The 27,000-nt window shown below is 68.8% G+C and carries 23 protein-coding genes, 4 tRNA genes and 1 pseudogene; 13 read left to right on the top strand and 15 right to left on the bottom strand.

What is annotated here, in order from left to right; all coding sequences use genetic code 11:
• Positions 1-95: 95 nt before the first annotated feature.
• Complete coding sequence (locus KALB_RS11460) at positions 96-749, bottom strand: TetR/AcrR family transcriptional regulator (RefSeq protein ID WP_030108625.1); 654 nt, start codon at positions 747-749, stop codon at positions 96-98.
• A gap of 121 nt (positions 750-870) precedes the next feature.
• Between KALB_RS11460 and KALB_RS11465 the strand changes: the two genes are divergently transcribed.
• Both KALB_RS11465 and KALB_RS11470 read left to right on the top strand, forming a co-directional pair.
• The gene (locus KALB_RS11465) at positions 871-3,585 is read left to right on the top strand and encodes an MMPL family transporter (protein WP_025355863.1); all 2,715 of its coding nucleotides are present in this window, start codon (positions 871-873) and stop codon (positions 3,583-3,585) included.
• Entirely contained in the window at positions 3,585-5,543 is a 1,959-nt protein-coding gene (locus KALB_RS11470; RefSeq protein ID WP_025355864.1) for a YhgE/Pip family protein, read from the top strand. The genes KALB_RS11465 and KALB_RS11470 overlap by 1 nt, the downstream gene beginning before the upstream one ends.
• Here KALB_RS11470 and KALB_RS11475 read toward each other — a convergent pair whose 3' ends face one another.
• The 5 genes from KALB_RS11475 to KALB_RS11495 all read right to left on the bottom strand — a co-directional run bounded on the left by KALB_RS11475 (position 5,544) and on the right by KALB_RS11495 (position 10,684).
• Positions 5,544-5,759, bottom strand: coding sequence for a helix-hairpin-helix domain-containing protein (locus KALB_RS11475; RefSeq protein ID WP_025355865.1), 216 nt, complete (start codon positions 5,757-5,759; stop codon positions 5,544-5,546).
• Between the two features lie 90 nt (positions 5,760-5,849).
• Positions 5,850-6,416 (bottom strand): TetR/AcrR family transcriptional regulator, encoded by a 567-nt coding sequence (locus tag KALB_RS11480; protein WP_030109557.1) that lies wholly within the window; start codon positions 6,414-6,416, stop codon positions 5,850-5,852.
• Positions 6,417-6,551: 135 nt separating this feature from the next.
• Entirely contained in the window at positions 6,552-8,936 is a 2,385-nt protein-coding gene (locus KALB_RS11485) for a beta-glucosidase family protein (RefSeq protein ID WP_201771907.1), read from the bottom strand.
• 109 nt (positions 8,937-9,045) lie between these two features.
• Complete coding sequence (locus KALB_RS11490) at positions 9,046-9,855, bottom strand: alpha/beta fold hydrolase (protein WP_030111128.1); 810 nt, start codon at positions 9,853-9,855, stop codon at positions 9,046-9,048.
• Between the two features lie 19 nt (positions 9,856-9,874).
• The gene (locus KALB_RS11495; RefSeq protein ID WP_025355868.1) at positions 9,875-10,684 is read right to left on the bottom strand and encodes a serine hydrolase; all 810 of its coding nucleotides are present in this window, start codon (positions 10,682-10,684) and stop codon (positions 9,875-9,877) included.
• A 182-nt stretch (positions 10,685-10,866) separates the two neighbouring features.
• On the opposite strand from KALB_RS11495, the gene KALB_RS11500 reads away from it, so the two are divergent.
• On the top strand, positions 10,867-11,421 hold the full coding sequence (locus KALB_RS11500; RefSeq protein ID WP_025355869.1) for a dihydrofolate reductase family protein: 555 nt from the start codon (positions 10,867-10,869) through the stop codon (positions 11,419-11,421).
• Positions 11,422-11,579: 158 nt separating this feature from the next.
• On the opposite strand, the gene KALB_RS11505 is transcribed toward KALB_RS11500, so the two are convergent.
• The 5 genes from KALB_RS11505 to KALB_RS11525 form a co-directional block, all read right to left on the bottom strand.
• A complete protein-coding gene (locus tag KALB_RS11505) occupies positions 11,580-12,923 on the bottom strand; it encodes a hypothetical protein (protein WP_042220325.1) in 1,344 nt (447 codons plus the stop codon).
• Between the two features lie 118 nt (positions 12,924-13,041).
• Positions 13,042-13,116: transfer RNA gene (locus KALB_RS11510), tRNA-Val, on the bottom strand.
• A 1-nt stretch (position 13,117) separates the two neighbouring features.
• Positions 13,118-13,189, bottom strand: a tRNA-Cys gene (locus KALB_RS11515).
• A 59-nt stretch (positions 13,190-13,248) separates the two neighbouring features.
• Positions 13,249-13,321, bottom strand: a tRNA-Gly gene (locus KALB_RS11520).
• A gap of 152 nt (positions 13,322-13,473) precedes the next feature.
• Positions 13,474-13,899, bottom strand: a complete 426-nt coding sequence (locus tag KALB_RS11525) for an SsgA family sporulation/cell division regulator (RefSeq protein WP_025355871.1) — start codon at positions 13,897-13,899, stop codon at positions 13,474-13,476.
• Between the two features lie 244 nt (positions 13,900-14,143).
• Here KALB_RS11525 and KALB_RS11530 point away from each other — a divergent pair, with 244 nt between their 5' ends.
• From KALB_RS11530 to KALB_RS11540, 3 genes are all read left to right on the top strand, one after another.
• On the top strand, positions 14,144-14,800 hold the full coding sequence (locus KALB_RS11530) for an RNA polymerase sigma factor (RefSeq protein ID WP_236650227.1): 657 nt from the start codon (positions 14,144-14,146) through the stop codon (positions 14,798-14,800).
• Positions 14,801-14,805: 5 nt separating this feature from the next.
• The gene (locus KALB_RS11535) at positions 14,806-15,603 is read left to right on the top strand and encodes an anti-sigma factor (RefSeq protein ID WP_148309435.1); all 798 of its coding nucleotides are present in this window, start codon (positions 14,806-14,808) and stop codon (positions 15,601-15,603) included.
• 151 nt (positions 15,604-15,754) lie between these two features.
• Positions 15,755-15,826, top strand: a tRNA-Val gene (locus KALB_RS11540).
• Positions 15,827-15,942: 116 nt separating this feature from the next.
• On the opposite strand, the gene KALB_RS50170 is transcribed toward KALB_RS11540, so the two are convergent.
• The gene (locus KALB_RS50170) at positions 15,943-16,350 is read right to left on the bottom strand and encodes a tyrosine-type recombinase/integrase (RefSeq protein WP_081789297.1); all 408 of its coding nucleotides are present in this window, start codon (positions 16,348-16,350) and stop codon (positions 15,943-15,945) included.
• Between the two features lie 4 nt (positions 16,351-16,354).
• Entirely contained in the window at positions 16,355-16,735 is a 381-nt protein-coding gene (locus KALB_RS48480; protein WP_051913336.1) for an integrase core domain-containing protein, read from the bottom strand.
• Between the two features lie 485 nt (positions 16,736-17,220).
• Here KALB_RS48480 and KALB_RS11550 point away from each other — a divergent pair.
• The 3 genes and pseudogenes from KALB_RS11550 to KALB_RS11560 form a co-directional block, all read left to right on the top strand.
• Positions 17,221-17,421, top strand: a pseudogene (locus tag KALB_RS11550) (NlpC/P60 family protein); the annotation flags it as partial.
• Between the two features lie 1,217 nt (positions 17,422-18,638).
• Complete coding sequence (locus KALB_RS11555; protein ID WP_236650228.1) at positions 18,639-20,528, top strand: ThiF family adenylyltransferase; 1,890 nt, start codon at positions 18,639-18,641, stop codon at positions 20,526-20,528.
• Positions 20,525-21,547, top strand: a complete 1,023-nt coding sequence (locus KALB_RS11560; RefSeq protein ID WP_042220326.1) for a 3-oxoacyl-ACP synthase III family protein — start codon at positions 20,525-20,527, stop codon at positions 21,545-21,547. The genes KALB_RS11555 and KALB_RS11560 overlap by 4 nt, the downstream gene beginning before the upstream one ends.
• 393 nt (positions 21,548-21,940) lie before the next feature.
• Here the strand turns inward: KALB_RS11560 and KALB_RS48485 are convergent, their stop codons facing one another.
• Entirely contained in the window at positions 21,941-22,432 is a 492-nt protein-coding gene (locus KALB_RS48485; protein ID WP_236650229.1) for an integrase core domain-containing protein, read from the bottom strand.
• Positions 22,433-23,141: 709 nt separating this feature from the next.
• Complete coding sequence (locus KALB_RS11570; protein WP_025355878.1) at positions 23,142-23,492, bottom strand: winged helix-turn-helix transcriptional regulator; 351 nt, start codon at positions 23,490-23,492, stop codon at positions 23,142-23,144.
• 190 nt (positions 23,493-23,682) lie between these two features.
• Between KALB_RS11570 and KALB_RS11575 the strand changes: the two genes are divergently transcribed.
• The 4 genes from KALB_RS11575 (at position 23,683) to KALB_RS11585 (ending at position 26,966) form a co-directional block, all read left to right on the top strand.
• The gene (locus KALB_RS11575; protein WP_201771908.1) at positions 23,683-24,405 is read left to right on the top strand and encodes a polysaccharide deacetylase family protein; all 723 of its coding nucleotides are present in this window, start codon (positions 23,683-23,685) and stop codon (positions 24,403-24,405) included.
• A complete protein-coding gene (locus KALB_RS11580) occupies positions 24,402-25,328 on the top strand; it encodes an NmrA family NAD(P)-binding protein (protein WP_025355880.1) in 927 nt (308 codons plus the stop codon). The genes KALB_RS11575 and KALB_RS11580 overlap by 4 nt, the downstream gene beginning before the upstream one ends.
• 482 nt (positions 25,329-25,810) lie before the next feature.
• Positions 25,811-25,942, top strand: coding sequence for a hypothetical protein (locus tag KALB_RS49800; protein WP_268872245.1), 132 nt, complete (start codon positions 25,811-25,813; stop codon positions 25,940-25,942).
• A 106-nt stretch (positions 25,943-26,048) separates the two neighbouring features.
• A complete protein-coding gene (locus tag KALB_RS11585) occupies positions 26,049-26,966 on the top strand; it encodes an NADP-dependent oxidoreductase (protein WP_025355881.1) in 918 nt (305 codons plus the stop codon).
• The last annotated feature ends 34 nt before the right edge of the window (positions 26,967-27,000 follow it).

Genomic DNA, 27,000 nt, shown 5'->3' on the forward strand with positions numbered 1-27,000 from the left:
TCCTCCGCGGTCGCTGGTGTTCGGCTGTTCCCGGGATAGACCGGGTAGCCGGACCGAACTCATCGCGAAGCCGGGCACGAGTTTCCGGAACGCGCCTAACCCTGGGGCAGCTCCACCAGCGCGGACATCAGCCGGGGGATCAGGTCGGTGACGTAGCTTTCCACAGCGGAGCTGGCCTGCTCCTCCAGCAGGGAGCGTTGCATGGCCATCTCGTACATGCCGACCATCACGTGCACAGCGTCGGCGGGGGCGATGACGAAGCGCAAACCCAGTTGTGCCAAGGATTCCACCAGTGCCTGACCCAGGCGCTGGTCGAACTCGGCCTGCGCGCGGGCGAGGTGGCCGCGCAGTTCGGGCTGGCGCAGGGCCTGCGAGCGGAACTCGCTGCACAGCAGGTACCAGTCGCGGTCCTCGGCCAACGGGGTCATGAACAGCTTGCCGACCTGGACGACCAGTGCCTGCACGGAACTCATGTCGGAGACCACTCCGCTGGCGGCGACCTCGGCCAGGATGCCGCGCAGCCGCTGGGCCCTGATCTCGTTCTGCTGCTCGAACAGCGCGAGGAACAGGTCTTCCTTGGTGGCGAAGTTGGAGTAGAAGGCGCCCCGGGTGAACCCGGCCCGCTCGCAGACCAGTTCGATCGGGGAGTCGCGGATCCCGCGTTCCAGGAACACCTCGTGCGCGGCCGCGATCAGCCGCTGCCGGGTGTCCACGCGGCGCCTGGTCACCCGCTCACCACTGTTGACCACTCGAACGAGCGTACACGGTGCATCGGATGCGGTGTGTTCTGAAATACGGTATGTATCGGATGCGCCGCGTATGAAGATACATTGTGTATCGAACCAGGTCAGCAGCCGTCGGGAGCCCACCTTGTCCTCCTTCCTGTACCGCCTCGGCCGCGCCGCGGTGCGCGCGCGGGGCCTCGTGCTGGCCCTGTGGCTGGTCCTGCTCGCGCTGACCGGAACCGGCGCGCTGCTGTTCAACCAGGGCACCGACGACGCATTCGCCATCCCGGGTTCGCAGTCCCAGGAGGCCCTCGACCACCTCAAGCACGTCTTCCCACAGGTCAGCGGCACCTCGGCACAGGTGGTGCTGGTCATGCCGGACGGGCAGCGGGTGGACAGCCCGCGCACCAGGGCGGCCGTGGCTGACGCCGTGGCCAAGCTCAAGCAGGTCAACCAGGTCGCCATGGCCATCGACCCGTTCGGCCAGGACGTGCACGGCGCGGTGTCCGCGGACGGCAGGGCCGCGCTGATCGCGGTGCCCTTCGACGTGCAGCTGGCCGAGGCCAGGCAGGCCACCAAGGACGAGGTCGCCCGCATCGGGCACGACCTCGGCACGGCGGTCGGCGGTGGCGCGCAGGTGCACGTGGGCGGCGCGGTCTACGCCAACCCGGTGCCCAAGCTCAGCGCCACCGAGGGCCTCGGTGTGCTGATCGCGATGCTGGTGCTGCTGCTGGTGTTCCGCTCGCTGATCGCGGCGGTGATGCCGTTGCTCACGGCGATCCTCGGTGTCGGCGTCTCGGTGGCGCTGATCTTCTTCACCACGCTGGTCACGCCGATCTCCTCCACCGCGCCGATGCTGGCGGTGATGCTCGGGCTGGCCGTGGGCATCGACTACGCCCTGTTCATCCTGTCCCGGCACCGCGACCAACTCGCCGAGGGCCTGGACGTCGAGGAGTCGGTGGCCCGCGCCACCGCGACGGCGGGCTCGGCGGTGATCTTCGCCGGGCTGACGGTGGTCATCGCCCTGCTCGGACTGGCCGTGGCGGGCATCCCGTTCCTCACCACCATGGGCGTGGCCGCCGCACTGGGCGTGGCCATCGCCGTGCTGATCGCCGTCACGCTCATCCCCGCCCTGCTCGGCTTCGCCGGGGAACGCCTGCGCCCCAAGGCACAGCGCCCACGCAGGGCCCAGCGCAGGGCACGGCGCAAGCCACGCGCCCGGCTCGCCCTGCGCTGGGTCCGGCTGGCCACGCGGTACCCGCTGGTGACCGTGCTGGTCGTGGTACTGGGCCTCGCGGTGTGCGCACTGCCCGCGTTCGACCTGCGCCTCGCCCTGCCGGACAACGCCTCCGAGGCCGAGGGCAGCCCGGCGCGGGACACCTACCAGGTCATCGCGGAGCACTTCGGTCCCGGCTACAACGGGCCGCTGATCGTCACCGCGGACATCATCTCCAGTACCGATCCGATCGGCGTCACCAACAAGATCGCCGAGGACATCCGGCGCCTGCCCGGGGTGGCCTCGGTGCCGCTGGCCACGCCGAACCCCAAGGGGGACACCGGGATCATCCAGGTGGTGCCCTCGACGGCCCCGGACTCACCGCAGACCGAGCAGCTGGTGTCCGCCCTGCGCGGGATGCGTGGGCAGTTCCAGGACAACTACGGCGTGGCCACCGCGGTCACCGGTATCACCGCCGTGGCCATCGACGTGTCCAGCCAGCTCGGCGGCTCGTTGCTGCCCTTCGGCGCGCTGGTGGTCGGGCTCTCACTTGTGTTGCTGGCCATGGTGTTCCGCTCGATCTGGGTGCCGGTCAAGGCCACCCTCGGCTACCTGCTGTCCTGCGGGGCCGCCTTCGGCGCGACCTCCTTCGTGTTCGTACAGGGACACCTGGCGGACGTGCTGAACGTGCAGCACGAGGGCAGCGTGATCAGCTTCCTGCCGATCATCCTGATGGGTGTCCTCTTCGGACTCGCGATGGACTACGAGGTCTTCCTGGTGTCCCGCATCCGCGAGGACTACGTGCACGGCGGTGATCCCGCGCGGGCCATCGAGTCCGGATTCGTCTCGGCCTCGCGGGTGGTGGTGGCCGCCGCACTGATCATGTTCGCGGTGTTCGCCGCCTTCGTGCCCGAGGGCAGCGCCACCATCAAACCGATCGCGTTCAGCCTGGCCGTCGGCGTGTCCGTGGATGCCTTCCTGGTGCGGATGACGTTGGTACCAGCGGTGTTGGCGCTGTTGGGCCACCGGGCCTGGGGCCTGCCCACCCGGCTGGACCGCAAGCTGCCGGTGTTCGACGCCGAGGGGGACGGCCTGGTGCACGAACTGCGCCTGGCCGACTGGCCCGCGCCCGGCTCGCCGGAACTGGTCAGCGCGCGTGACCTGCGCGTGGCCGACGATCGTGACCGCGCGGTGTTCGCCGGGGTCGAGCTGCACCTGGAACCCGGTGCGGCGCTGGCGGTCCACGGCCCGGCGGCCGCGGGCAAGTCCACCCTGCTGTACGCCCTGGGCGGCCGGGTCAGCCGGGTGGAGGGCGATCTCAAGGTGTGCGGCCGGGTGGTACCGCAGCACGCGCACGCCGTGCGCACCCGCGTCGCGCTGATCGACTGCCGGGAGAGCGCCGACCCCGCGGGCGAGGCCGCGCACGCGCTGCGCGACGGGATCCGCCTGCTCCTGTTGGACGACCTCGACGTGGTGGTCAGCGCGGACCAGCGCGGTGCGCTGCGCGAGCTGATCGCCGCACTGGCCGGTGGACCGGCCGGGATCGTCTTCACCTGCCAGAGCCCCGAGTTGGTGCGCGATCTCGTGCCACCGGCCGGGATCACCACGCTGGCCCTGTCCGCGCAGACTGTCGAGGTCGCCTGATGTTCTCCTTGTTCACCAACTCCGACCGGGCGACCACCTCCGGCCCGATCACCTGGCGCACCCTGGTCGGCATCATCACCGTGCCCGTCCTGGTGGCGGGCCTGCTCACCTGGGCGTTCTGGTCCCCGGAGGACAACCACGCCACCGCGCGGGCCGCCGTGGTCAACAACGACGAGCCGGTCACGGTGAACGGTCAGATCGTGCCGCTTGGCCGCCAGCTGGCCGGGAACCTGGTGCACAGCAAGGACTCCGGCTACGACTGGGTGCTCACCGACTCCGCCGACGCGGGCTCGGGCCTGTCCGGGGGCCGGTACTCGGCGGTGGTCACCATTCCGAAGACCTTCTCCAAGCAGGCCACCTCCACCGGGGGCAAGCCGCTGGAGGCCGAGCAGGCCACGCTGCGGGTCGAGACCTCCAAGAGCGGGGGACTGGTCGATCCCGTTGCCAGCAAGCAGATCGCCAACGCCACGCTGGGCGCGCTCAACCAGCAGGTCGTGCAGACCTACCTGGACAACATCTACCTCGGCTTCACCACCGTGCACGGCCAGCTCGGCAAGGCGGCCGACGGGGCGAGTCAGCTCAGCGAGGGCACCGGCCAGCTCGTGGTCGGCCTGGGCAAGCTGTCCAGCGGAGCGGGGGAACTGGCCTCGGGTACCGGCAAGCTCACCGAGGGCTCCGGCCAGCTGTCGGCGGGCCTGACCAGCGCCGAACAGCAGACCGCGCAGCTGCCCGCGCTCACCAAGCAGCTCGCGGACGGCGCGGCCCAGGTCGCTGCGGGCAACCGTCAACTGGCCGACAAGATCGTGCCCATCGCCGACCAGGTGATCGCCGTGATCGACGCACTGCCCTCGGCGACCCAGGCCGCGCAGCGCTTCCGGGACCTGGCCGACCGCTGCGCGGACCAGGGCGGCGACCCGCGGTTCTGCGCGCAGCTGTCCGCGGCGGCCGACAGGTTCAGCGCGGAGGCCGCCGTGATCGACGGCAAGCGGGCGGAGATCCGGGACGCGGCCGTGCTGACCAAAAAATCAGTCAGCGACCTGGCCTCGGGAGCCGGGCAGGTGGCCCAGGGCAACGCCGCGCTGGCCGCCAAGGCCGCGGAGCTGGCAGGCGGCATCGCCACGGCCGCGGACGGGGCGCGGCAGCTGGACTCGGGCATCCGGCAGGCCGACAGCGGGGCGCGGCAGCTGGCCGAGGCCGCGGAGCAGGCCGCCAACGGGGCGGGCAAGCTCGACTCGGGCAGCAAGGAGCTCGCCTCGGGTCTGAACGCCGGGCGCGACCAGGTGCCCAACTACAGCGAGCGGGACCGCCAGCACCTCAAGCAGGTGGCGGCCAGCCCTCTGAGGTCCGAAGTGGACGGTGGAGGGCTGAGCGGGCCGGGTGCCGCCGTGTTCTTCCTGGTGCTGGCGCTGTGGACCGGGGCGCTGGCCACCTACGTGGTGATCCGCGCGGTGCCGCCGAGCGTGCTCACCTCACGCCGTCCGACCTGGCGGATCATCGTGGGCTCGGCCCTGCCCGGCACCGGCATCGCCGCGCTGACCGCACTGCTGCTCAGCCTGGTGCTCGCGCCCGCGTTCGGCCTGGGGCTCGCCGCCTGGCTGGCGGTGCTCGGCGTGACCCTGCTGGCGGCCTTCGCCTTCACCGCGGTCAACCGGGCACTGGTGGCGATCTTCCGGCAGCCCGGCCGGTTCGTGGCGATCGCCGTGCTGGTGCTCGCCGCGGCGACCGGGATCGTGTCCACCGTGCCCGGGTTCTTCCAGTCGGTGGCCCCGTTCCTGCCCACGCACGGCGCGGTCGTTGCGCTGCGGGCGATCGTCACCGGGGCCGATGGCCTCGTGCCGGGCATAGCCGAGCTGCTCGCCTGGCTCGCGGCGGGCGTGATCGCCACCATCGTGGTCACCGAGCGGCGCCGCGTGGTGCCCGACGCATGGCTGCGCGGCCGTCGTGCGCTGGCCGCCTAATCACAGCGCGGGGAAGGCAAGCCCCCTCGCGGCCAGTTCCTCGCCGAGGATCCGGATCGCCTTGGGACCCACGCCGTGGATCTTCAGCAGCTCCGCCGATGACACCCTCGTCAGCTGCTCGTACCGCGTGTAGCCGTTGAGGGCCAGCACGCGCCGAGCGGTCTTGCCGATCCGTGGCGTGAACTCCGTGGGCTCCGCCGCGTCCTGAGCCGCCATCGCTTCCTCCTGGTGCCGGGTCCAGCAATCCTCGCCGTGCCGCCCCGCCTTCACGCGGCGAGAGGCTGGCGGTGCGGACGGGGAGCCAGCTCAGCCTCCGGGCAGCAGGCCGGTGAAGACGATCGCCAGGGTGCGGGTCTGCAGGTCGCGGTCCCAGCTGCCGAGCAGGGCGCCCTGGCTGATCGCGCCAAGCAGGGCCAGCACCTCGTCGAGCCGAACGTCGGCGCGCACCGCCCCGGCCAACTTGGCCCGGTCGAGCAGTTGCGCCAGCGCGTGCTGGAAGCTCCGCACCTGCTCGGCGACCTGCACGTCCATCCCGGCCTCGGCCAGCAGGTCCACCACGGCCTTGTTCGCCGCGGCCTCCGCCACCAGCCGGGTGAAGAACTCGAACAGGGCGGTGGCCGGGTCGCCCTCGGCCAGCAGCGTGGTGAGCTCCTCGGTCCGCCGCGCCAGCAACTCCCTGAGCAGGGCGCGCAGCAGTTCCTGCTTGGTGGGGAAGTGCCGGAACACGGTGCCGATCGCCACGCCCGCGCGGGCCGCGACCTGCTCGGTGGAGACCGAGGCACCGAACTCGGCGAACACCTGCTCGGCGGCGGCCAGCACCTTCGCCCGGTTGCGGCGTGCGTCGGCGCGCAGCGGCTTGGCCTGATCGGTCACGCGTCACCTCGCCATTGACGACCTGAGTGGGGACTCGACATCCTGAGCCATGTCGAGTCCGCGCTCAGGTTATCGGTGGTCGTGGCCACCACCGGCGCAACCGACACCGGCGCGCCGCGGCCGCTGGGGACAGCACTACCTGACGGTCACCGCCGTGCTCAGCGGCAGGTCGGCCGAGGAGGCGCCGATCGACACCGTACGGGTGCCCGTGCCCAGCGCCCACCCGGTGCCGGTCCAGTACCTCAACTGCTGGGCGTCCACGTGGATCTTGACGCGCCGACTTTCCTCAGGTCGCAAGAAAACCCCCTGGTACCCGGCGAGCGCGCGAACCGCCTGCGGTACGGCCACGTCCGGGCTCGGCCCGAGGTAGACCTGCGCGACCTCCCGCCCGGGACGTGTGCCCGTGTTGCGCAGGGTGAACTCCACGTCGAGCCCGCCGTCACGCCACTTCGCGCGCGGATCGCTGTAGGCGAAGCTGGTGTAGGTGAGGCCGTAGCCGAAGGGGAACAGCGGCCGCACCCGGTTCGCGTCATACCAGCGGTAGCCAGTGAAGATGCCCTCGGAGTACTCGGCCCGCTTGGCCACCCCGGGGAACCGCTCCGGGTGGCCGCCGAAGGGCGTCGCCGCCAGGGAGGTCGGGAAGGTCTGGGTGAGCCTGCCGGAGGGGCTCGCGTCCCCGTAGAGCAGCGCCGTGGTTGCGGCGGCGCCCTCCTGCCCGGGGTACCACATGTCCAGCACCGCCCTGACCCCGTTCAGCCAGGGCATGGCCACCGCGGAACCGGTGTTCAGCACCACCACGGTGTTCGGGTTGACCCGCGCCACCTCGGTGATCAGCTCGTCCTGGTAGCCGGGCAGCGAGACCGAGTGCCGGTCGGTGCCCTCCGCGCTGTCGTCGTAGGCGAACACGATCGCGGTGCCCGCCTGCCTGGCCGTGTCCACCGCGGGGGCGAGGTACTCGCGCTGCCGCTGCGCGGTGACCCACTGCGGCGTCAGCTTCAGCACCCCGATGCCCAGCCCGGCCAGTCGGGACAGGGCCACCTTGTGCCGCCCCGCGTCCAAGTGCAGCGACAGCTCGGCCAGCCCGAGGTTGCCGCCTGCATAGGCGGTCTGACCGTCCACTTCGAGCACGCCGTAGCCGCTGCCGCTCGCGCTCAGCGACACCAGGTACTCGCCACTGCCGGGTACGAGCAGGTCCCCGTTGTAGACGGCTGTCTGCCCCTGCGGCACCGAGACCACGCCGTCCGCGTCCACCGGCAGTGGCGGGTCGAAGCTCGCCGGCGGGATCGGCAGACCGTCCAGTGTGCCGCCGGGGGCGTAGCTCACCGTGCTGTCCTGACCGGCCCGCGCGCGGATCGTGTCCAGCGGCGCGTCCGCGTGGTCCGGCACGACGTGCGAGCTGCCGCCGCCACCGATCTTCGGCACCCGCGCGGTCGGACCGATCACGGCGATGCGCTGGCCGGGGGCGTCACTCAGCGGCAGCGCCCCGGATTCGTTGCGCAGCAACACCGCGCCCTGCTCGGCGACGGCCAGCGCGGCCCGCGCGCCACCGGCCGCGTCGCGCTCCGGGCGGGGTGGCGGGGTGCGGTCCAGCAGCCCGAACCTGCACATCTGCGTGAGGATTCGCCGCACAGAAGCGTCCACAGTGGACTCCGGGATGGTCCCGTCCAGCACGGCCCTGCGCAGCGCCGTGCCCAGGTACAACCCGTTGGGCATCTCCTGGTCGAGCCCCTTGCTGATCGAGTCGGTGGAGTGGGTCCCGTACCAGTCCGACATGACCCAGCCCCGGAAACCCAGTTCCTCGCGCAGGATCCCGTGCAGCAGCTCCTCGTTGGCGCAGGCGTAGACCGTGTTCACCTTGTTGTACGCGCACATCACCGAGGCCGCGCCCGCGTCCACCGCCGCCCGGAAGCCTGGTAACTCGATCTCGTGCACCGTGCGGTCGTCCACCGAGACGTCCACGGTGTCCCGGTCGGTCTCCTGGTTGTACTCCGCGAAGTGCTTGACCGTGGCCATCAGGCCCTGGGACTGCACCCCGGCGACCTCCGCGGCCACCGTGCGCGCCGACACCAGCGGGTCCTCGCTGAAGGTCTCGAAGTTGCGGCCCGCCACCGGCACGCGGATCGTGTTGACCATCGGCGAGAGCAGCACGTCCTGGCCCAGTGCGCGCCCGTCCCTGCCCAGCACGGCCCCGTAGGCGCGGGCCAGCCCCGGGTCGAAGGCCGAGGCCAGTGCGATCGGCGCGGGCATGGCCGTGGCGTGCGCCGCCACCCGCACGCCCGCGGGCCCGTCGGTCAGCCGCAGCTCCGGGATGCCCAGCCTGGGCACACCCGGCACGTAGCCCGCCCCACCCAGCTTGCGCGGATCCGCCGAGCCGCCGACGAATCCCAGCTTCTCGTCCAGGGTCATGCGCGCCACCAGGCCCGCGGCCCTGGCCTCCGCCCTGTCGGCCGCACCCGCCGCGAGCGCGGAACTGGCCAGCACCAAGGCGAAAGCCACCAGCACCCGTGTCGATCGGTTCACCCACACCGTTCGGGACCGTAGCAGCAGGATCCCGGACTGGCTCGTGTTCGCGCAGCAGGTGCACCGGATTGCCTGTCACGGAGCACAAGTCGCACCGTGTGGGTGGGCGTCACCGTGACAAGAACTCCTCGATCAGGGCATTGACCTCGGCCGGGGCTTCCAGTGCAGCCAGGTGCGCGGCCCGCTCCAGCACCACGAACCGCGCCCCGGGGATCGCCTCGGCCATCAGCCGGGTCTCGGCCACGGGGAAGGTCGCGTCCTGTCTGCCCGCCACGACGAGCACCGGCGAGCGCACGGCGCCGAGCAGGGCGAGTTGGTCGGGACGGCGTGGCACCACGCTGGCCACCGCCCACCGCGCCGCCGACACGTCCACCCGTGCCAGCGCCGCCTCGATCTTGGCCACCACCTCGGGCCGTTCACGCCTGGTCGTCGGCCCGACGAACGCGTCGACCGCGGGCTTGCGCAGCGGTGGGCGGATCCCGCCGCGCAGCCGTGCCAGCTGGGTCAGCACCGTGAACTCGACCTTCTGCCGGAGACCCGCCGGTGAGGCCGTGCAGTTCATCAGCACCGCGCTGCGGATCCGGTCCGGGTACCGCGCCGCCACGGTGCCGCCGATCATGCCGCCCCAGGAGTTGCCCACGTAGTCCACCGCGTCCAGGCCGAACCGGTCCAGCACCTGCACGATGGTCTGCGCGCACTGCTCGAAGTCGAACGGGGCCGTCAGCGGGGCGCTCGCCCCGTGGCCGGGCGGGTCCACCAGCAGCACGGTGTGCGCGGTGCCGAAGTGCTCGGCCTGCGCGGCCCACATCGAGCCGTCCATCAGCAGGCTCGGCCAGAACACCATGGCTGGGCCGGATCCGCCGACTCGCACGCGGACCAGGCCCAGCACCGTCTGCACGAACTCGTCCCGCAGTTGCATGGCGGGAGGATACGGGCGCTCAGCCGAAGTAGCCCCTGAAGAGGATCTCGCTGATCCGGGTCGTCGTCTCCTTGCCCACCTCGTAGCCGTCCTGGACCACCTTGGTGTTGTTCATCAGCGCCAGGGTGAAGCGCTCACCGGGACCCACGAAGCCCACCGAGTTCATGATCCACGACCCGTCGTCGTTGTCGTCGGACCAGCCGTCCTTGTTGCCCGGCCGCGCCGCCTCGCCCGCGCCCCAGACACCCCACTGCTGGTTGGGGTCCACCGCGCGCATCTCCCCGACGATGTAGTCGCGGTGCTGCCTCGGCAACCTGGTCAGCACGTAGTTGACCAGCCGGTCGAGGTCGTTGGCCGTGGTGAGGATCCAGCCCCAGTGGTGCGGGTGCTTGTCGGTGAACCGCATGTCGGTCATGCCGTAGGAGGGGAAGCGCTTGGCGTACTCCGCCTCCCCGCCGTACCTGTTCCACATGGTGGTGGCCGCCGCGTCGTCACTGGAGTTGAGCATCCTGTGCATCAGCTCGCGGTCCTCGGCGGTCAGCGTGATCGCGCCGGAGTCGTTGCGCAGCAACAAGTCCACCACCATCGCCAGCTTCGGCGTCGAACAGGCCCAGATGAGCGTGCCCGCGGCCCCGCTGCGGTACACCGCCCCGGTCCACCGGTCGCGCAGCACGATGCCCGTCTCCCCGGGCCTGCTGTCCGCGTACGCCTGCGCCTGGGCGATGCGCGCCCGCAGCTCTCGGTCGAAGCCGGCCGGGGCCGCAGCCGCCACCGGGCTCAGCACGGCCGCCAGCGCCAGTGCCAGCACGGCGATGAGCCGCTTTCTCATGGTGTCCCCCATACTGTTCGTGCACCTGTGCGGATTCTCCCCGCACGCAGCCTGGGGCGCACGGCGGATGGGTGTGGTTGCCGTGACTGTCCTGTCAGTGACCGCCATCACAGCGGCCTGTCCGATGAGTTCCGCGGGAACGGGCGGTCGGTAGTGGTAACGACTCAGGAAAGAGGCTCGCCATGGGCAGCAAGATCGTTCACTTCGTGCACCAGTCCCTCGACGGGTTCATCGAGGGCCCCAACGGTGAGTTCGACTGGCCGCTGATGGGCCCGGAGCTGTCCGCCTACTCCCACGAGCTGACCGAGTTCGCCGACGCCTTCCTGTACGGGCGCGTGGTGTGGGAGATGATGTCCGGCTACTGGCCAAGGGCCGAGGAGCTGTCCACCGACCCGCACGACGTGAAGTTCGCCCCGATCTGGCGCGAGACGCCCAAGATCGTGGTCTCACGCACCCTGGAGAAGGCCGACTGGAACACGCGGGTGCTCACCGGTCCCGCGGAGCTCGCCGAGCTCAAGGCCCAGCCCGGCAACAACCTCGTGCTGTTCGGCGGTTCCGCCCTCGCCTCCGCGCTGACCGAGCAGGGCCTGATCGACGAGTACTGCGTGTTCGTGCACCCCGTGCTGCTCGGCGGCGGCAAGCCCGTGTTCGCCAGGGCCGGGCAGCGCTTGGACCTGCGGCTGGTCGAGACCCGGACCTTCGACGAGCGCGTCGTGCTGCTGCGTCACCAGCGCTGACCCACCTGCCGGCCAGGTCGTGGCCGCCCTGGTGCTGCTCGTCTGCCAGCACCTCTCGCACGGCATCGCGGTCCCTGGCTCGTCGCCCCGCTGGACCGCCTTCGCCCGGTGCGCGAACCGTGGTGCCCGCCCGGCTGGACCGCCGGGCGGGCACGACCTCAGCTCGTGACGAGCAGCGTCGCGCTGCCCGCGGGTACGGTGACGGACAGGGTCTTCCCGTGCACGCGCAACGAGTTCGGCGTGGGGTGGAAGGAACCGTGCTGGTCCACACCGGACCCGGCGATGGTGATGGCAGTGGAGTTCAGCGCCGGGGCGGTCAGCACGTACTCGGCGGCAGTGGCGGCGCGCGAGGACAGGGTGACCGTCAGCGTCTGCGCGGACGTGCCCTTGTTGTTCAGCACGAGGTTGTTGCCGATGCCCCACGCGGTCAGGTCGGCGGCCCCGCTGACCGTCGCGGCGTGCAGCGCACCGGTCCCGGCGAGCCGCCACAGCAGTTCGCCGTAGTAGACGCCCTGGACCCCGGTCGGGGTCAGTCCCGAGTAGACGATGGGGGAGTAGTTCAGCGGGAACTGGGTCGAGGTGCCGCCGTGGAAGTTGACCCCGTCCCCGTCGCGCGCGGCGATGCCCCGCATGAAGTCCAGGGTCCACAGCGCGGCCGCCTGCACGTTGCTCACGCCCGCGGTGCCGCCGTGGTAGTACGAGTTGGCCTCGCTCATCCGCCACTGCGGGATGTGGCCGGCGGCCTTGGCATCGCGCAACGCCTCCTGGTCCTTGCTGAACACGCCCGAGCCGTTGGAGGCCAACATGCCGGGGATGGTCCCGGTGGTCTGGTCACCGATGTAGCTGTGCATCGTCAGCACGGCCAGGCCGTTGTCCTTCTCCTTGGCCGTGAACGGGGCCAGCCAGGCGCTGTGGCCGTTGGTCACGCCGGGCCCGTCGAACCGCGCCCCGGGCACCTTGGCGCGGATCGCGCCCACGTAGTCCTCATAGGACTGTTCGTAGGTCTGCTCGGTGCGGTAGAAGTTCGGCTCGTTGCCGATCTCGAACGCGAGCAGCGAGCTGCCCAGGGTGCGCGCCGCGAACTGCGCCTCGTCGGCGGCGTTGGCCGGGGTGTTGGTCTTCAGGTTGATGCCGTAGATCACCTGCCAGCCGGTGGCCCTCAGGAAGGCCGCCAGCCTGACCACGTCGGGGCGGGCCACCTCGGTGGCCGAGCCGCCCGCGCCCTTCGGGTTCCAGTTCACGATGTCGACCAGGTTGCCGCCGATCCGCAGCACGCTGGGCCCCAACAGCCGGAACAGCCGCACGAGGTCGGCGTCCGCCGCGTCGAACATGCCCGCACCGACCCGGTCCTTCTCGTAACTGAAACCGGCGAATCCCTGGCCGACGTGGCCGCTGCCCGCCGGGTTCACCGTCACCGTGGGCGCCGCGGCCTGTGCCGCCGGCGCCGTCAGGCAGCCGAGGACCACCGCAAGGCAGCCCAGCAGAGCTGGGAACCGAATCATGGGTACACCTCCGGGACATCACTCTGGCGGAGGTAGTCGTGATGCTACCGCGTGACCGGAGACGCACAAAGGCTCGGTTCTGAATCCAGAACCGAGCCTTTGGTGCCACCAAAAAATCTGGTGGGCGATACTGGGATTGAACCAGTGACCCCTACCGTGTCAAGGTAGTGCTCTCCCACTGAGCTAATCGCCCGAGGCGGAGACGGGAATCGAACCCGTGTACAGGGCTTTGCAGGCCCTTGCCTAAACCACTCGGCCACTCCGCCAGCTGCCCGACTGCTTGCGCAGCCTGGGACACCGACCTGAATGTCGAAGGCCGTTGCCGAGCGGACGACGAGACTCGAACTCGCGACCCTCACCTTGGCAAGGTGATGCGCTACCAACTGCGCTACGTCCGCACGCTCCCCGGATCGGGGGTCACCGTGTCCGCCGAGGCTTTCCGGTGGAACCCGTTCTCCGTGGTGCGAGGAGAACTTTATCCGAACGCCTCCTCCTGGATCAAATCGGGGGGTCGGAAACGACATCGTCCCTGGTGAGGAGGTTGGTGGGCTCAGGTCAGGTCGTTGGAGATCAAGTGGGTGAGCGCCTGGTCCACGTTGACCCAGAGGTGCTCGTTGCCGGGCACGACCACGTCGTAGGTGCGGTCCAGGAAGTCGGCCAGTTCCTCGGCGGAGGCCTCGAAGGTGGCGTGACCCGAGGGTGAGTTCAGCTCGACCGCCACGACCTCGGGGTCGTCGGTGGCGGGGTGGATGCGGACATCGCCGTCACCGGCCTCGGCGATCAGGCCGTCGGCCAGCAGGTCTCTGGCGAAGCACCACTCGACCCAGCCGGCGCGGCCGGTGCGGAACGCGGCCACCACGGCATAGGGGTCCCTGGTGTCATAGCGCAGCTCGACCTGCACCGGGACCGCTGGGGTTCGCGGGGCGAGCAGGTCGAACACCGCCGTCGAGCGGAGCGTCACATGGTCGTTGCGCATCGTCGTTACCCTTCTGCTCCCTTCCCGGCCAAGGAAACGACCGAGCTCCTCTGTTGTGACGCCGAAGTGAGGGACACCGCTCGTAGAGACGACCTACTTCACCCGTCCGGGCCAGGAAGCTCTCCCAGGGTGACCGGTCGACTCCGCTGTGTGAGGCCCTCTCTCCGACGCTCCCCATCTTGCTGGGTTTAACCTGAACCCGGTACCGCATGTTGCGCGAATGTTGGACGTGAGGATTTCCGTGGTGGCTGACACGCCCGTCCCGCCCTCCCGCCGACCATCGTCCGGCAGCGGCCAGGACGGGGCGTCCCTCGTCGACCCGCCCTCGGATGCCGAGCTGGTCGGACGGGTCAGCGGCGGGGATCGCAGGGCCTTCGGCACGATCTACGACCGGTACTGCCGCCAGGCCTATTCACTGGCCAGGCGCGTGTGCGTGGACCCCGACCTCGCCGAGGACGTGGTCCAGGAGGCGTTCCTCGCGCTGTGGCGCGACCCCTCCCGCTACGACCCGCAGCGCGGTGGTTTCGCCAGCTGGCTGCTCACGCTGGTGCACCACCGCGCGGTGGACGCCGTGCGCAGGGAGAGCGTGCACCGCAAGCGCGCTGTGCCCGGTGACGGGGAGGTCACCGACCACGTGGTGCCCGCGGGGCCAGGGGCCGACGAGAAGGCGCTGGACGGGGTGGTCGGCGGCCAGGTGCGCGAGGCGCTCGGCCGGCTGCCCGAGGAGCAACGTGAAGTGATCGCGCTCGCCTACTTCGGCGGGTACACCCAGTGCGAGGTGTCCGCGCTGACCGGTCTGCCGCTGGGCACGGTCAAGTCGCGGACCTTCGCCGGGATCCGGCGACTGCGGGGCCTGCTGTCCTCGCTGCTGGGCGATGTCAGGACGGGGGCGCAGTGGTGAGCACGGTGAGTGAGAACGGGCACTGCCCGAACGAGCAGTTGGCGGTCGGGTGGGCTTTGCACGCGCTGGAACCCGACGAGGAGAACGCGGCCCGGCTGCACCTGCCGACCTGCCCGGTGTGCCAGGAGACGGTCCGCTCCACCGAGCAGCTCGGCGCCCTGCTCGGCTCCGCCGTACCCCAGGAGGAGCCGCCCGCCGGGTTGCGTGACCGGGTCATGCAGCTGGCCGAGCGCACCCCGCAGGCCGCCTTCGAGGCGTTCCCGTTCCCGGCCGACGCCGTGCTCGACACCCAGCCGCCCGGCGTGGCCGACCTGGACTCGCGGCGTCCCCGCCCCCTCGGCCGGGGGCTGCTCGCCGCTGCCGCCGTTCTGGTGCTCGTGCTCGGCGGGGTCGCCGGGGTGCTCGGCTACCAGCTCAACCAGGTGAGCCAGCAGCAGCAGGCGCAGGCCCAGGTCCTCGGCGTGGTCACCGACCCGTCCATGCGCAGGGCCGTGCTCAGCGGCGGCTCGGGGCAGCAGGTCGCCGTGCTGCTCAGCAGCGACAAGGGTGCCGCCGTGGTCCCCTCCGGGCTGGCCCCCAACGCCGCCGACACCAGCTACGTCGTCTGGGGCCTGAGCGCCCCCACCGGCAAGCCGGTGGCCCTGAGCCGGTTCGACGTCGCCAGCGGCGGCAGCGGGCCCGAGACGATCGACTGGTCGGCTGCTGCCGCCGCCCACAAGGGCTTCGCGATCTCCCTCGAGCCCGGCAAGTCCCTGCCCGACAAGCCCACCCAGGTGCTCGGCAGCGGACAGGCCGGCAACTGAGTGATCCACATCACTGGGCGTGTTCACGCGTGTGCGGTGTTCGGTGTTTTCGCAGGTGGCGGGCCCGCGGAGTGACCAAGCCCCCCGGTTTCACTTCTGCGGGGTTGATCCTGTAAGGTACTGACATCACCGCGAGAGCGGCGAACAACCCGGGCGATTAGCTCAGCGGGAGAGCGCTTCGTTCACACCGAAGAGGTCACAGGTTCGATCCCTGTATCGCCCACGCTGACGAGAAGTGGCCCCCAACCTGCATGGTCGGGGGCCACTTCTCTATTTCGGGCACGCCGGGAATGTCGGAGTCTCTTCGGGTCGGTAGCTGAAGTGGTAGCTACCCTGCCGCTACTGCTCCTCTCTGGGCTCGTGATCAGGCTTCGGCAGAAATAGACCACCGATGTCCTCGGCAGCCTGCTTGTCGAGATCAGGGACGTCCGCCGAGTACATGTCCAGAGTGAAGGCGACCCGGGAGTGGCCGAGTCGACTGCTCACGATCTTCGGGTGTACCCCGGACCGCAGCGCGATGGTCGCGTAGCTGTGCCGCAGGTCGTGCAGGGTGATCAGCGACAGCTTGGCCCGGTCGACCAGCTTGTTGAACTGCTCGGTGATGGTGTCCGGGTAGATCGGGCGTCCGTCCTGGTCGAAAATCCTGTCACTGGCTGTGAGCTGGGGTTTTAGGCGGCGGGTTGGTACTCGTTGAGTAGTCCTCCGAGGTGTCGCCTGTGCTTGATCCGGTCTGGCGTGGTGGGCAATGGGATCACCTTCGGGTCGTCATCGGGCGCGCGTAGCCAACGCTCCGACCTTGGTGACTGCGGCCGGCGTTGTAGTGCTTGACGTAAGCGTCGAGCACTTCGTGGAGGTGGCTGCGGCCGGTGATGAGAATCCGGTCGGTGTACTCGCGGCGGACGGAGGAGATCCACCGCTCGCCGATCGCGTTCATCCGCTGCGTCTGCGGCGCGGTGAGCACCGTGTCGACGCCGATTGAGGCGAACACCGCGTCGGATGCCGCGGTGAACTTGGCGTCTCGGTCGCGGATCAGGTGGGTGAAGCGGTGTCCGGCGCTTTCAAGATCCGCGGTCAGGTTGCGGGCCAGTTGGGCTCCCCAGGCTCTGGTCGGGTGGTTGGTGGCGCCGAGCACGTGGGCCCGGCGACGCGGTGCCCGAGCCGACGCAGCTCGCCTTGGATGACGCCCCAGGTCCGGTTGTCCGTCGCCAGGCGGGCGATCAGTGCGGTGATCTCGTCACTGATCGGTGGCCGACCTGGCGGCTTCGGTTGGCGCCGCCTCGCGGCCATCAGGGGGCAATGCCGCTGCGGCAACGTGGTGGGAGCGACGATGCGGCAGACACCCAGGGATTTCGGTAGGAGCCGGGACAAGGCCGTGAGCACCGCCCGGCCGGCCCAGTTGAACTGCGGGCGTGGGTTGGTGCGGCGCAGCACCACGACCTCGTGGCGAAGCGTGAGTATCTCCGTGTCCTTGGATGCTGAGGACCGGGCGAGCAGCGCCGGCCAGACCAATCCCTGGGGCAAGACCTGGTACAGCAGTCGAGCAGCCACGGCCCGTCGATCATCGAATGCGGCAAATCAGCAGGCCAAGGCTACTGACCGGATTCTCGACCAGGACAGGGGCCGCGCGTGTCGGACGGGCAGCCACTTCTGCCGGGCGCTCTCGTCTTTTACGGCACCAGCGTGTACATTCACCACGTCTGGCTCTACATCGGCGGCGAGATGATGATCGACGCGCCGGACTTCGGACAGGTAGTCAAAATTCAGCCCTACAGGTACAGCGGAGACGACTATGCCGGGGGGGGCTACGCACCCGGCTAAATAGGATTTATTGTAGGGTCACATTTCTGATGGCCCTTTCTCACCTTCGGTGGCCCTTGTCTGGCTCATGGGCCACGGGAATTGGACAGGCGTGATCTTTTCGCTCGTTTGGAGTGGTCGCGGCAGCGCGGCCACGTGTCATGGTGGTGACGCTACGAACATGATGTAGGGGGCGGTGATGTCCAGCGACGAGATCGCCACCGAGTGGGCGTTGGTCGCTGTCCGCTTCGAGGACGGCACCGTCGACGATGATCGAGCGTAGGCCGACATCGACATCGAGGTGTTTCGCTCAGCGGTCCCATGGAGGACTTTCCGCTGGTACCACGGACAGAGGCACTATTCAGGCAGTTACTGGTGTGCCCCCACGTCCGATCATGTGATCTACGAGTCCCGGCTGGAGTTGGCTCGATTGTTGTTCGCTGATTTCGATAAATCGGTGCGGAATATTGCATCCCAACCGTTTTTGATGCGGACTGAAATTGATGGAGTTCTTCGTCGACGCATACCTTGACATGATCATCGAGAAAGCGACGGCTGGCCGCACACCCCAGAGAGCCACTGAACGGGCCACGCACCCCTTGTTTCCCAAAGGGAATGTCATGTCGCAGGTCAGAGCGTCGCTCCCTGACACGCCAAACAGTAACGGGCAGGACTGATGACAGAGCGTTCCACATGCCGAATGGCGAGCGGCGTAAACCGGCGATCTTGTCGGACGGTCGAGCGATCCGACGGTTGCAGCGGCGCAACCACCAGTGATGGTCATCAGGTCATCGGATGATCACAACCCGGCCCACACGCTGCCATCTCGCTTCGCGTGTCGTCCGTCATGTCCACATGCGACCGTGATGGACAACCACACATCACGTGCCTCGCTGGTTGTGGACGCAATCACCGTGACGAGCAGTAACTCGTGCGGCATGCATCACATTCGATCGAGTACCCGTTCGAGTGATCATCATCGCTTCTGCCTGACATTGACGCAACCAAGAGTTGATCAAGTCGGGAATTGGTGCACTTTCTTGCCCGTGCGAGTGAAAGACCAACCTCCATCCAGCCTTTTTTGGGTAGTGCGGTTCAACTGCTGCTACCCTTCCGGTCGACCCGATTCGGACTGTGATTTCAACAGGCCACCGGAACCTCCTGTCGCTCGATCGGTTGGTTCGCGCTACCCCTGAGAACCTTCCGGCGAGCGATCGCATCATCAGAAAAGGCGATCCGTGACGGACACCAACCACTATGGCACCGGGGAATCGATGTCACAGCAGATCGGACAGCAATTAGTCGGAACGCCGCAGTGGCACGTCACGGCCTATCTCGCGTCGTGCGACCGCAACGGTGACCCGGCCCTGCTTGAGTCGATGCGCGAACTCAGGGCACGGATCCTTTTCGACCACGGCCGCCGACCGGCCTTCGCGCGTACCGACGGCACACACCTCGACGACCAGAACCTGGATTTCGGCGCCTGGCACTTCATCGCCCGGCGGGAGCCGGACGGGCCACCACTGGGCTACATCAGGCTGTCCACGCCGGCGACCGGCGACCTTTTCCAGTCCCGCGCCTACCTGGGCGCATCGCGATACGAGGAACTGCTGCGGTCCGAGGGCGTCGCGGTCGGGGACGCGTTCGAGCACAGCAGACTCGTTGTCGAGCACCGGGCTCGCAAACTGGGGCTGGGTCTGTACCTGAACGGGCTGGCGATCGCGGCGGCACACCATCTCGGCGCGAAGGCGATGATCGGCACCTCAGGCACCAGGGACGGTCAGGACCGCTTCCATGAAAGGTTCGGCTTCCGCAGCATGCCGGGCACCCGCGCCTACGTCGAGCAGTACACCGAGGACGTGGTGGTGATGTTCCACCGCGTCGCCGACGGCGCGGGCCAGTACGCCGAACTCGTCGACCAGCTTCGTGAGGAGTTCCCCGCCATCGCCGCCGCGGGCCACGCGCGGCTGGTGTCCGACTTGTCGTCGGGCCGCCCTGCCCCGGTGGGCCTCGCCAACGCGGACTGCGCCGACCGCGGCGTGTGGCAGCCGGTGCTGTTCGAGCCCCGCCGGACGTCCGATGTCGACGCGCTGACCGCGCTGCTGGCCTCCGGTGACGTGCGCGAGGTCCACGACACGATCGACGAGCAGCTCACCGAACTGGTCCGCAGCCGTGAACCGGCCTGTACCGACCCGATTGAGATCCAGCGCAAGAAGAACGACCAACTGGCCGGGCTCGACGCGTGGGAGTACGGCACCTGGGCCTGGTACCCGTGGTCGCAGCGGCTCGTGCACGTGCTGCCACGCGAGGAGTTCCGCTTGGTACGCACCGACCGCAACCGCGGCAAGATCGAACGCCCTGAACAGCGCCGTCTGCTGGGCAACACGATCGGGATCATCGGGCTGTCGGTCGGCAACAGCGCCGCCGTCACCTTCGCGCTGGAGGGCATCGGCGGCGCGTACAAGCTCGCCGACTTCGACGAGTTCAGCCTGTCCAACCTCAACCGGCTGCGCGCGGGCGTGCACCACCTGGGCGTGAACAAGGCGGTGATCTCCGCCCGGCAAATGTTCGAGATCGATCCGTACCTGGACATCGAGATCTACCGGGACGGCCTGACCGAGCACAACATCGCGGACTTCTTCACCGGCGGCAACGGGCCGATCGACCTGCTCGTTGAGGAGTGCGACACGCCGTGGGTGAAGATCGCGGCCAGGGAACACGCGCGTGAGCTGGGCATCCCAGTCGTGATGGACTGCAACGACCGAGGCATGCTCGACATCGAAAGATTCGACCACGAGCCCGACCGGCCCCTGCTGCACGGGCTGCTCGGCGACGTGAAGTCCGTGGACATGCTGGAGCTGAGCCGCGAGGACAGGGTCAACCTGATCCTGGCCATGGTCGACGCGGACCGGATCAGCCCGGAACTCGCCGCGTCCTTCGGACAGATCGGCCGCACCCTGAGCAGTTGGCCGCAGCTGGCCTCAGGTGTCGCTCTGGGCGGTGCGCTGACCGGTGAAGCGGCCCGCCGCATCCTGCTCGGTCTGCCCTGCGGGTCTGGCCGTTTCTACACCGACCTGGAACTGCAACTCAGGCCGGAACGCAACACGGCAGCCGGGAGCGCCCGGTGACCGCGCTGATCGACCGCCTGGCCGGCTCGGGCCTGTCCGTGCCCGTCACGGTCGCCGGTACCGGGCTGCACCTGCCCGCTGCGACCGTGACCAACCACCAGCTCGCCGAGATGGTGGACACCTCAGACGAGTGGATCGTCAGCAGGACAGGCATCCGCGAGCGTCGCTGGCTGGCACCCGACCAGGCCACCTCGGACATGTGCGGATCCGCGGCGCGATCCGCGCTGACCGCGGCCGGGCTGACCGCCGAGGACGTCGACGTGATCATCGTCGCCACCTATACCAACGACCAACCGCTGCCCGCCACCGCGTTGATCGTCAAGGACGGGTTGGGCGCGCACCGGGCGCTCACCCTCGACATCACCCAGGCCGCGTGCGCCAACGGCGTTCAGGCGATGCTGCTCGGCGTGCACCTGTTGCAGACCGCTGCGGCGGAGGTGGTCCTGGTCATCGCCGCGGACTGTGCCTCACGGGTGACGGATCCTCAGGAGCGCACCACGCGGGTGTTCTTCGGTGACGCGGCGGCAGCGGTCGTGCTGACCAGATCGTCGACCCCCGGTGCCGGCCTGCTCGGCTGGGACTTCGGGTCGGAGCTGTCCTACGGCGTGCAGATCCCGGCCGGCGGTTCCCGGCTCCCCGTCACAGCACAGACGGTCACGGACAGGAAACACTTTCTGAAGATGGACGGCCGGGCCGTGTGGGACACCGCGACCAGGCGCCTGCCCGAAAGCATTCTCAACGCGGTCGACCGGGCCGGGCTACCGGTCGGCGAGATCACCCACTTCTTTGTCCACCAAGCGAATCTGAACATCATCACCGCCACGATGGACAAGCTTGGTGTCCCCGGGCACCGGGCACCGATCACCGTCGACCGACTCGGCAACACCGGGTCGGCCGGCGTGTTCACCGCACTGCACCAGTCCTTCAGCCAGCAGCTGGTCCGGCGCGGCGACACCTACGTCATGTCCGCCATCGGCGCGGGATTCCAATGGGGATCCCTGTGCTTGCGACACGGATGAGGTGAGAGGCACGCGCCATCGTGGCGTAGCGTCAACCGGGATCACCGTCCCCGTCCACAGGTCGGGGACGGCCCGAGTGGACCATTCGCTCGGACAACGCTCCGCAGTGTCACGGGGCTCGAACCTGCCACCCCGACCTGTCCGTGCGCGCGGCTTCCACGAGCTGTCCACACTGGTACACGTCGCCACCTCACGTCGTCTGCAGCTGCTCGACCTCAGTGGGTTGGTGTTCTGTCCTCGTGATGTGTGAGACGACAGGCAGACGTTGATGAGGCCCGCACCGAACGGGATGTGTTGCGCCGCGAGGTGAACGACCTGCGAGCCTGGCCCGCGGTCAAGCTCCACCTGACGTGTGGGGTTCCAAAAGTCAGTCACCGGCTCTGACCAGTAGTTTTACGCGGCGCGTTCGTATTCGTTGATCAGGCCTCCGAGGAGCCGCTGTCGCTTGATCCGCTGGGAGTTGAGGTTCGCCACTGGGTAGGTCGGCCGGGGTGGTCGAAGCCTGCGGGACCGGTGCGGCCGTCGACCGTTGTAGTGCTGGACGTATTCGGCGAGCACGGTGTGCAGATGCCGCTGGCTCAGGATCAGCATGCGGTCGGTGAGTTCGGATCTAGCGGTGAGTACGAAGCGTTCGGCGTAGCAGTTCGCCCGTGGGCAACGTGGTGGGATCTTTACCGTCTTGATGGCCACGTCAGCCAGGACGGCATCGAATGAGGCCGCGAACTGGCCAGCCCGGTCGCGGATGAGAAACCTGAACTCGTCGACTCGGTCACCGAGGTCCATCACGAGGTTGCGGATCTGCTGGGTGGTCCGCCCGCCGTCCGGATTGGTGGTCGTGCCGAGGATGTGGGCGTAGCGGCTGCCGACTTCCAGCACGAAGAACACGGAGATCCGCTGGAGGGTGAGCGCGCAGTCGACAGGGAAGAAATTGCATGCCAGCCTCGTCGAGGCCTGCGTGCGCAGGAACTGCCGCCAGGTCGTGTCGGTACGCCGGTCCGGCGCGGGAGGTATGCGCGCCCGTTTCAGGATCCGCCGGATGGTGGAGGCACTGACCTGGTGTCCGAGCTTGAGCAGCTCGCCCTGAGTCCTTGTGTAACCCCAGTTGTGGTTGTCCGTGGCGGTGTGGGTAGGTCCACTTCGCGGCTACCAGGCGTCGGTGCCAGCGCAGGACCGTTTCCGGAGTGACCAGCCGGTGCGTTCGCAGCGCCTTGGGCAGCAGGCGGACCAGCGTGGCGAATACCGCGCCGTGTCCGTTGACCGTGCCTGTCGTCGCAGGTTGGATGCGTGGGCCGACTTCTGGAACCCCATACCATGGCGACTGCACCAGGCGGCCCCGGGACGTCAGTCCGTGTCCGTTATCGGGGCAGACATCGGAACATGTGTCGTCCTGGGCCGACGTTGGCATCGAGACCTTACGCGCCGCGGTGCCGCGGCGGACCTCAGGGAAGATCGGTATGTCATCGGCAGTAAGACCCTACAGGCGTGTAGGTTCTCATTCTGCGTGGCATATTCTCAGTGATTTTGGCATCCGTTTGGCATGCGCGCCGTGCGGATGAGATTCCTGCTGTCGGATTGGGGGAGAGGCCGAATATACTTAGTCCGTTGTGGACTCCTGGAATCCCGCCACGGCCGCGCCGTGCTCGTGAGCCCACTCAGTCAGCACGGCGATCGGCTTCACTAGCGTCCGGCCCAAGTCTGTCAGCACGTACTCGATCTTCCCGGCCTCGGCGTGGCGGTCGACCAGGCCGTACCCCCGCAACCGCCGCAGCGTCTGGGTCAGCACTTTCCGCGAGATTCCGCCGATCAGGCCGACCAACTCACCGTGCCTGCACGGTTTCCGGCTCAACGCGAACAGCACGACCACCGCCCACTTGTCGGCGATGATCTCGATCGCCAGCCGAGCCGGGCAGTCGGCGAGGAAGACGCTGCCGGAGTACTCACGCATGCCCCGACGGTAGCCCGCCGCCAGGAACCTGGAGGTACCTGCCGCCTCACTAGCGTCCACGGCGGAAGCTACCGAACAGGGGAACCGAATGAGAGCAGAGATCGACTGGCCGGGCGGGCGGAAGGTGGTCGCGCTGGTCACAGTCGCGTTGGAGCTGTGGTCACCAGGGCACTGGCCCGCCTACGCGCCGATGGCCGCGGCGTGGCCGCTGGCCGGCATTGACGACACGCACAGCACCTCCTGGGCGGACTACGGCGTCACCACCGGCATCTGGCGGCTGCTCGACGTCCTCGGTGACCTGCCCGCCACCGTCGGTGTGAATGGACTGGTGGCCGAGCGGCACCCCGAGACCGTCCGGGCCGTGCACAAGGCGGGTCATGAAGTCGCCGCACACTCCTGGGCCCAGGACGTGGTGCCCGCGCTGCTCGATGTCGATGCCGAGCGGACCAATATTCGTCGCTGCACCGACATCCTTCGCCAAGTCACCGGCGTTCGCCCGACGGGGTGGATGAGCCCACGCGCCACTGGTTCGAAGCACACTGTCGAGTTGCTCGCCGAGGCCGGTTACCGCTGGACCGGCGACCACGGCGACCACGACCTCCCGCAGGTCCTGTCCACCGCTCACGGCCCTCTGGCCTCCCTCATGCACAGCGACTACTCCGACGTCCGCGACGCTGCGGCCGGCCCGTACGCCTACCGCGACCTGCACCGTGCGCTGCTGGATCAACTGCTCGCCGCACCCGGCCCGGGTGTCTTCCACCTCACGGTCCACGCCCACGTCGGAGGCCGACCGCTCCTCGCGGGCATGGTCGGCCAGATCCTCGACCACATCCGTGAGTCCGGCGACGTCTGGGTTGCCACCCACACCCAGCTGGCCGAACACGTCCTGACACACCAGGAAGGAACGCTATGACCCACGTCCTCGTCGTCGGCGGCACCGGAGCCATGGGCAGCCAGGTGATCCAGCACCTGTTGGCCACCACCGACGCCACCATCACCGTCCCCAGCCGCCACCCGGAGTCCGCCCACGCCACCGAACTCGCCGCCACCGCGCCCGACCGCGTGCGACTGGTCCGCTCCGACCCGACTGCCCTCGACGCCCTGGTCGGATCGGCCGACCGCGTGTTCGCCAACACCGACTTCTTCGCGACGGGCAGCGCCGTGGGTGAGTATCGGCAAGGGCTGCACTTGCTGGCCGCCGCGGAGCGGGCCGGAGTGGAGCGTTTCATCTGGTCCTCGTTGGACAGCGCGGTGTCCCTGACCGGCCGCCCCGTCCCGCACTTCGACAGCAAGGCCGCCGTCGCCGCCCACATCGACCTGATGCGGTCGGAGGAAATGCTCCGCAAGGAGACCGACGGCTGGTACACCGAGCACGTCTCGGTACTGACCACGGCGCCGTACTTCGAGAACCTGCGAGACCGACTCACCCCCCGACCGGTCGGCCGGGGCGGCCTGACCTTCCGGCTCCCCCTCGGTACCGCCCACTACCCGCTCGTCGCCCTCGACGACATCGCGTGGTTCGCCTGCCACATGTTCGACAACTGGCAGTCCTGGGGCACCCGCGACCTCGCGGTGATCGGCGACAGCCTCACCGGCGACGAGATCGCCGCTACCTTCGCTCGGGTCACGGGCACTCCCACCACCTACAGCCCGATGCCGCACGACGACCTGCGCGCCGCCTTCCCCGACTTCGGCCATGACTACGCAGCGATGTTCCAGTTCTTCGCCGACCGTGATCTCTACGCCCGGGACCGGGACATCAACCTCCTGCGGCGCCTGCATCCCGACTTGATGACCTTCGAGGATTGGCTGCACCACACCGGATGGACGGGATGACCACCCACCACGTCAGTCCGAACGCGGGCACGCACGACAGGGCTCGTCACTTCGGACCGGAGCCGACGCAGGCTTGTGCCGCGGACCGGAAGTTGACCGCGGGAGTGCTCAGCGCTCACGAAAATATGACAGCTTCGGTGAGAATCCGGCGCACTCGGTCTCGGCCAACGTGTCACACCGCTGGTCAGAGCTGGTCCGCACCGACATGATCGTTGAGACGGTCCTCCGTGAGAACCCGGATCTTGGTGCCGGCTCGCGTCCCTGTCGGTCACTTCGTCTCAGCGAAGTTGTCATCGCACAGCTCAGCAGGATGCTTGCGGGACAAGATGAATGAGAACGGACACCAGCGCGTGGTGGGTGTTGCTGTCCTGGGCCGTTCGTGTGGTGTCGCCGACTCGCCGGTGCTGGTCTCGTCCTTCTTGCCGTCGACGATGTAGCTGTGGAGGTAGCAGCGCGTTGACGTCACCTAGGGGCAGGTCCGCGTGTTCTCCTACCTGGCCGCCGAGCTGCGCACCGGGGACATCGCAGTCGCCGGGTCGGACTCCTACGCCAACCTGCAAGCCCAGCCCCTGGCTGCGGACTTCTGCGCCCAAGCCATGGAGTGGGCTGATTAGCCCACTCCAGGAACGGCAACAAGATCCGTCACCACAGACGGATGGACCACTGAAACGCGTCGAGTCCAACCGGAGCTCGGCGAGCACGAGATACACGGAGGTACCAGTGAAGGCAATCGTCGCGACGGATCAGGCCGCGGAAGCAGCCGGGATCACACTCGCGGAGCGGCCTGAGCCGACGCCGGCGATCAACGACGTCGTCGTTGAAGTCCATGCGTCGGGCTTCGTCCCCGCGGAGTGGGAGTGGCCCTCGACGTGGGTCGATCGCGCCGGTCACGATCGAGCCCAGGCGATCATCGGCCACGAGTTCGCCGGAGTGGTCACCTCCCTCGGCTACGGCACGACGGGACTCTCGCTGGGACAGCGGGTGTTCGGGATCACGGACTGGCACCGCGATGGAACCCTGGCCGAGTACGCGGCCGTGGAGGCACGCAACCTTGCGCCGCTGCCGGGGAACGTCGACTTCACAGTGGGTGCGAGCCTGCCGATCTCCGGTCTGACCGCGTGGCAAGGCCTGTTCCAGCACGGTCGTCTTCAGGCGGGGCAGAGCGTCCTCGTACACGGCGCCGCCGGCGCGGTCGGGTCTGTGGTGACGCAGCTCGCCCGGGAGTTCGGCGCCTACGTCATCGGTACCGGGCGGGCGGCGGACCGCCAGGCGGCGCTCGACTTCGGCACGAACGAGTTCCTCGACCTCGCCACCGGGGATCTCGACGACATCGGCGGGGTCGACGTGGTCTTCGATGTCATCGGCGCTGACATCCAAAGGCGCTCGGCGAGCATCATCCGGCCTGGCGGGACGCTGGTGTCGGTGGTCGGGCCTGTTGAGGCTCGCCCTGTCGACGGCTTGGCGGTCGACTTCGTCGTCGAGTCCGTTCCGAGTCAGCTGGTGGAGATCGTCGACCGGGTGCGGGACGGGCGCCTTCGCACGCACATCGGAACCGTCGCGACCCTCGACGACGCCGTCCCTGCGCTCAACCCGACCGAGCGGCGCAAGGGCAAGACCGTCATTCGCGTGCGCCCCTGAGCGCCCTGGAATAGGCCAACAGCGGTGATGGGCT

The organism is Kutzneria viridogrisea DSM 43870, assembly GCF_000525635.1.
GTDB classification, from domain to species: domain Bacteria; phylum Actinomycetota; class Actinomycetes; order Mycobacteriales; family Pseudonocardiaceae; genus Kutzneria; species Kutzneria viridogrisea.

Coding starts and splice junctions, on each gene's coding strand:
- KALB_RS11470 (WP_025355864.1), top strand. CDS start 3,585: ATGTTCTCCTTGTTCACCAACTCCGACCGGGCGACCACCTCCGGCCCG.
- KALB_RS11475 (WP_025355865.1), bottom strand. CDS start 5,759: ATGGCGGCTCAGGACGCGGCGGAGCCCACGGAGTTCACGCCACGGATC.
- KALB_RS11490 (WP_030111128.1), bottom strand. CDS start 9,855: ATGCAACTGCGGGACGAGTTCGTGCAGACGGTGCTGGGCCTGGTCCGC.
- KALB_RS11495 (WP_025355868.1), bottom strand. CDS start 10,684: ATGAGAAAGCGGCTCATCGCCGTGCTGGCACTGGCGCTGGCGGCCGTG.
- KALB_RS11500 (WP_025355869.1), top strand. CDS start 10,867: ATGGGCAGCAAGATCGTTCACTTCGTGCACCAGTCCCTCGACGGGTTC.
- KALB_RS11505 (WP_042220325.1), bottom strand. CDS start 12,923: ATGATTCGGTTCCCAGCTCTGCTGGGCTGCCTTGCGGTGGTCCTCGGC.
- KALB_RS11525 (WP_025355871.1), bottom strand. CDS start 13,899: ATGCGCAACGACCATGTGACGCTCCGCTCGACGGCGGTGTTCGACCTG.
- KALB_RS11570 (WP_025355878.1), bottom strand. CDS start 23,492: ATGCGTGAGTACTCCGGCAGCGTCTTCCTCGCCGACTGCCCGGCTCGG.
- KALB_RS11575 (WP_201771908.1), top strand. CDS start 23,683: ATGGCCGCGGCGTGGCCGCTGGCCGGCATTGACGACACGCACAGCACC.
- KALB_RS11580 (WP_025355880.1), top strand. CDS start 24,402: ATGACCCACGTCCTCGTCGTCGGCGGCACCGGAGCCATGGGCAGCCAG.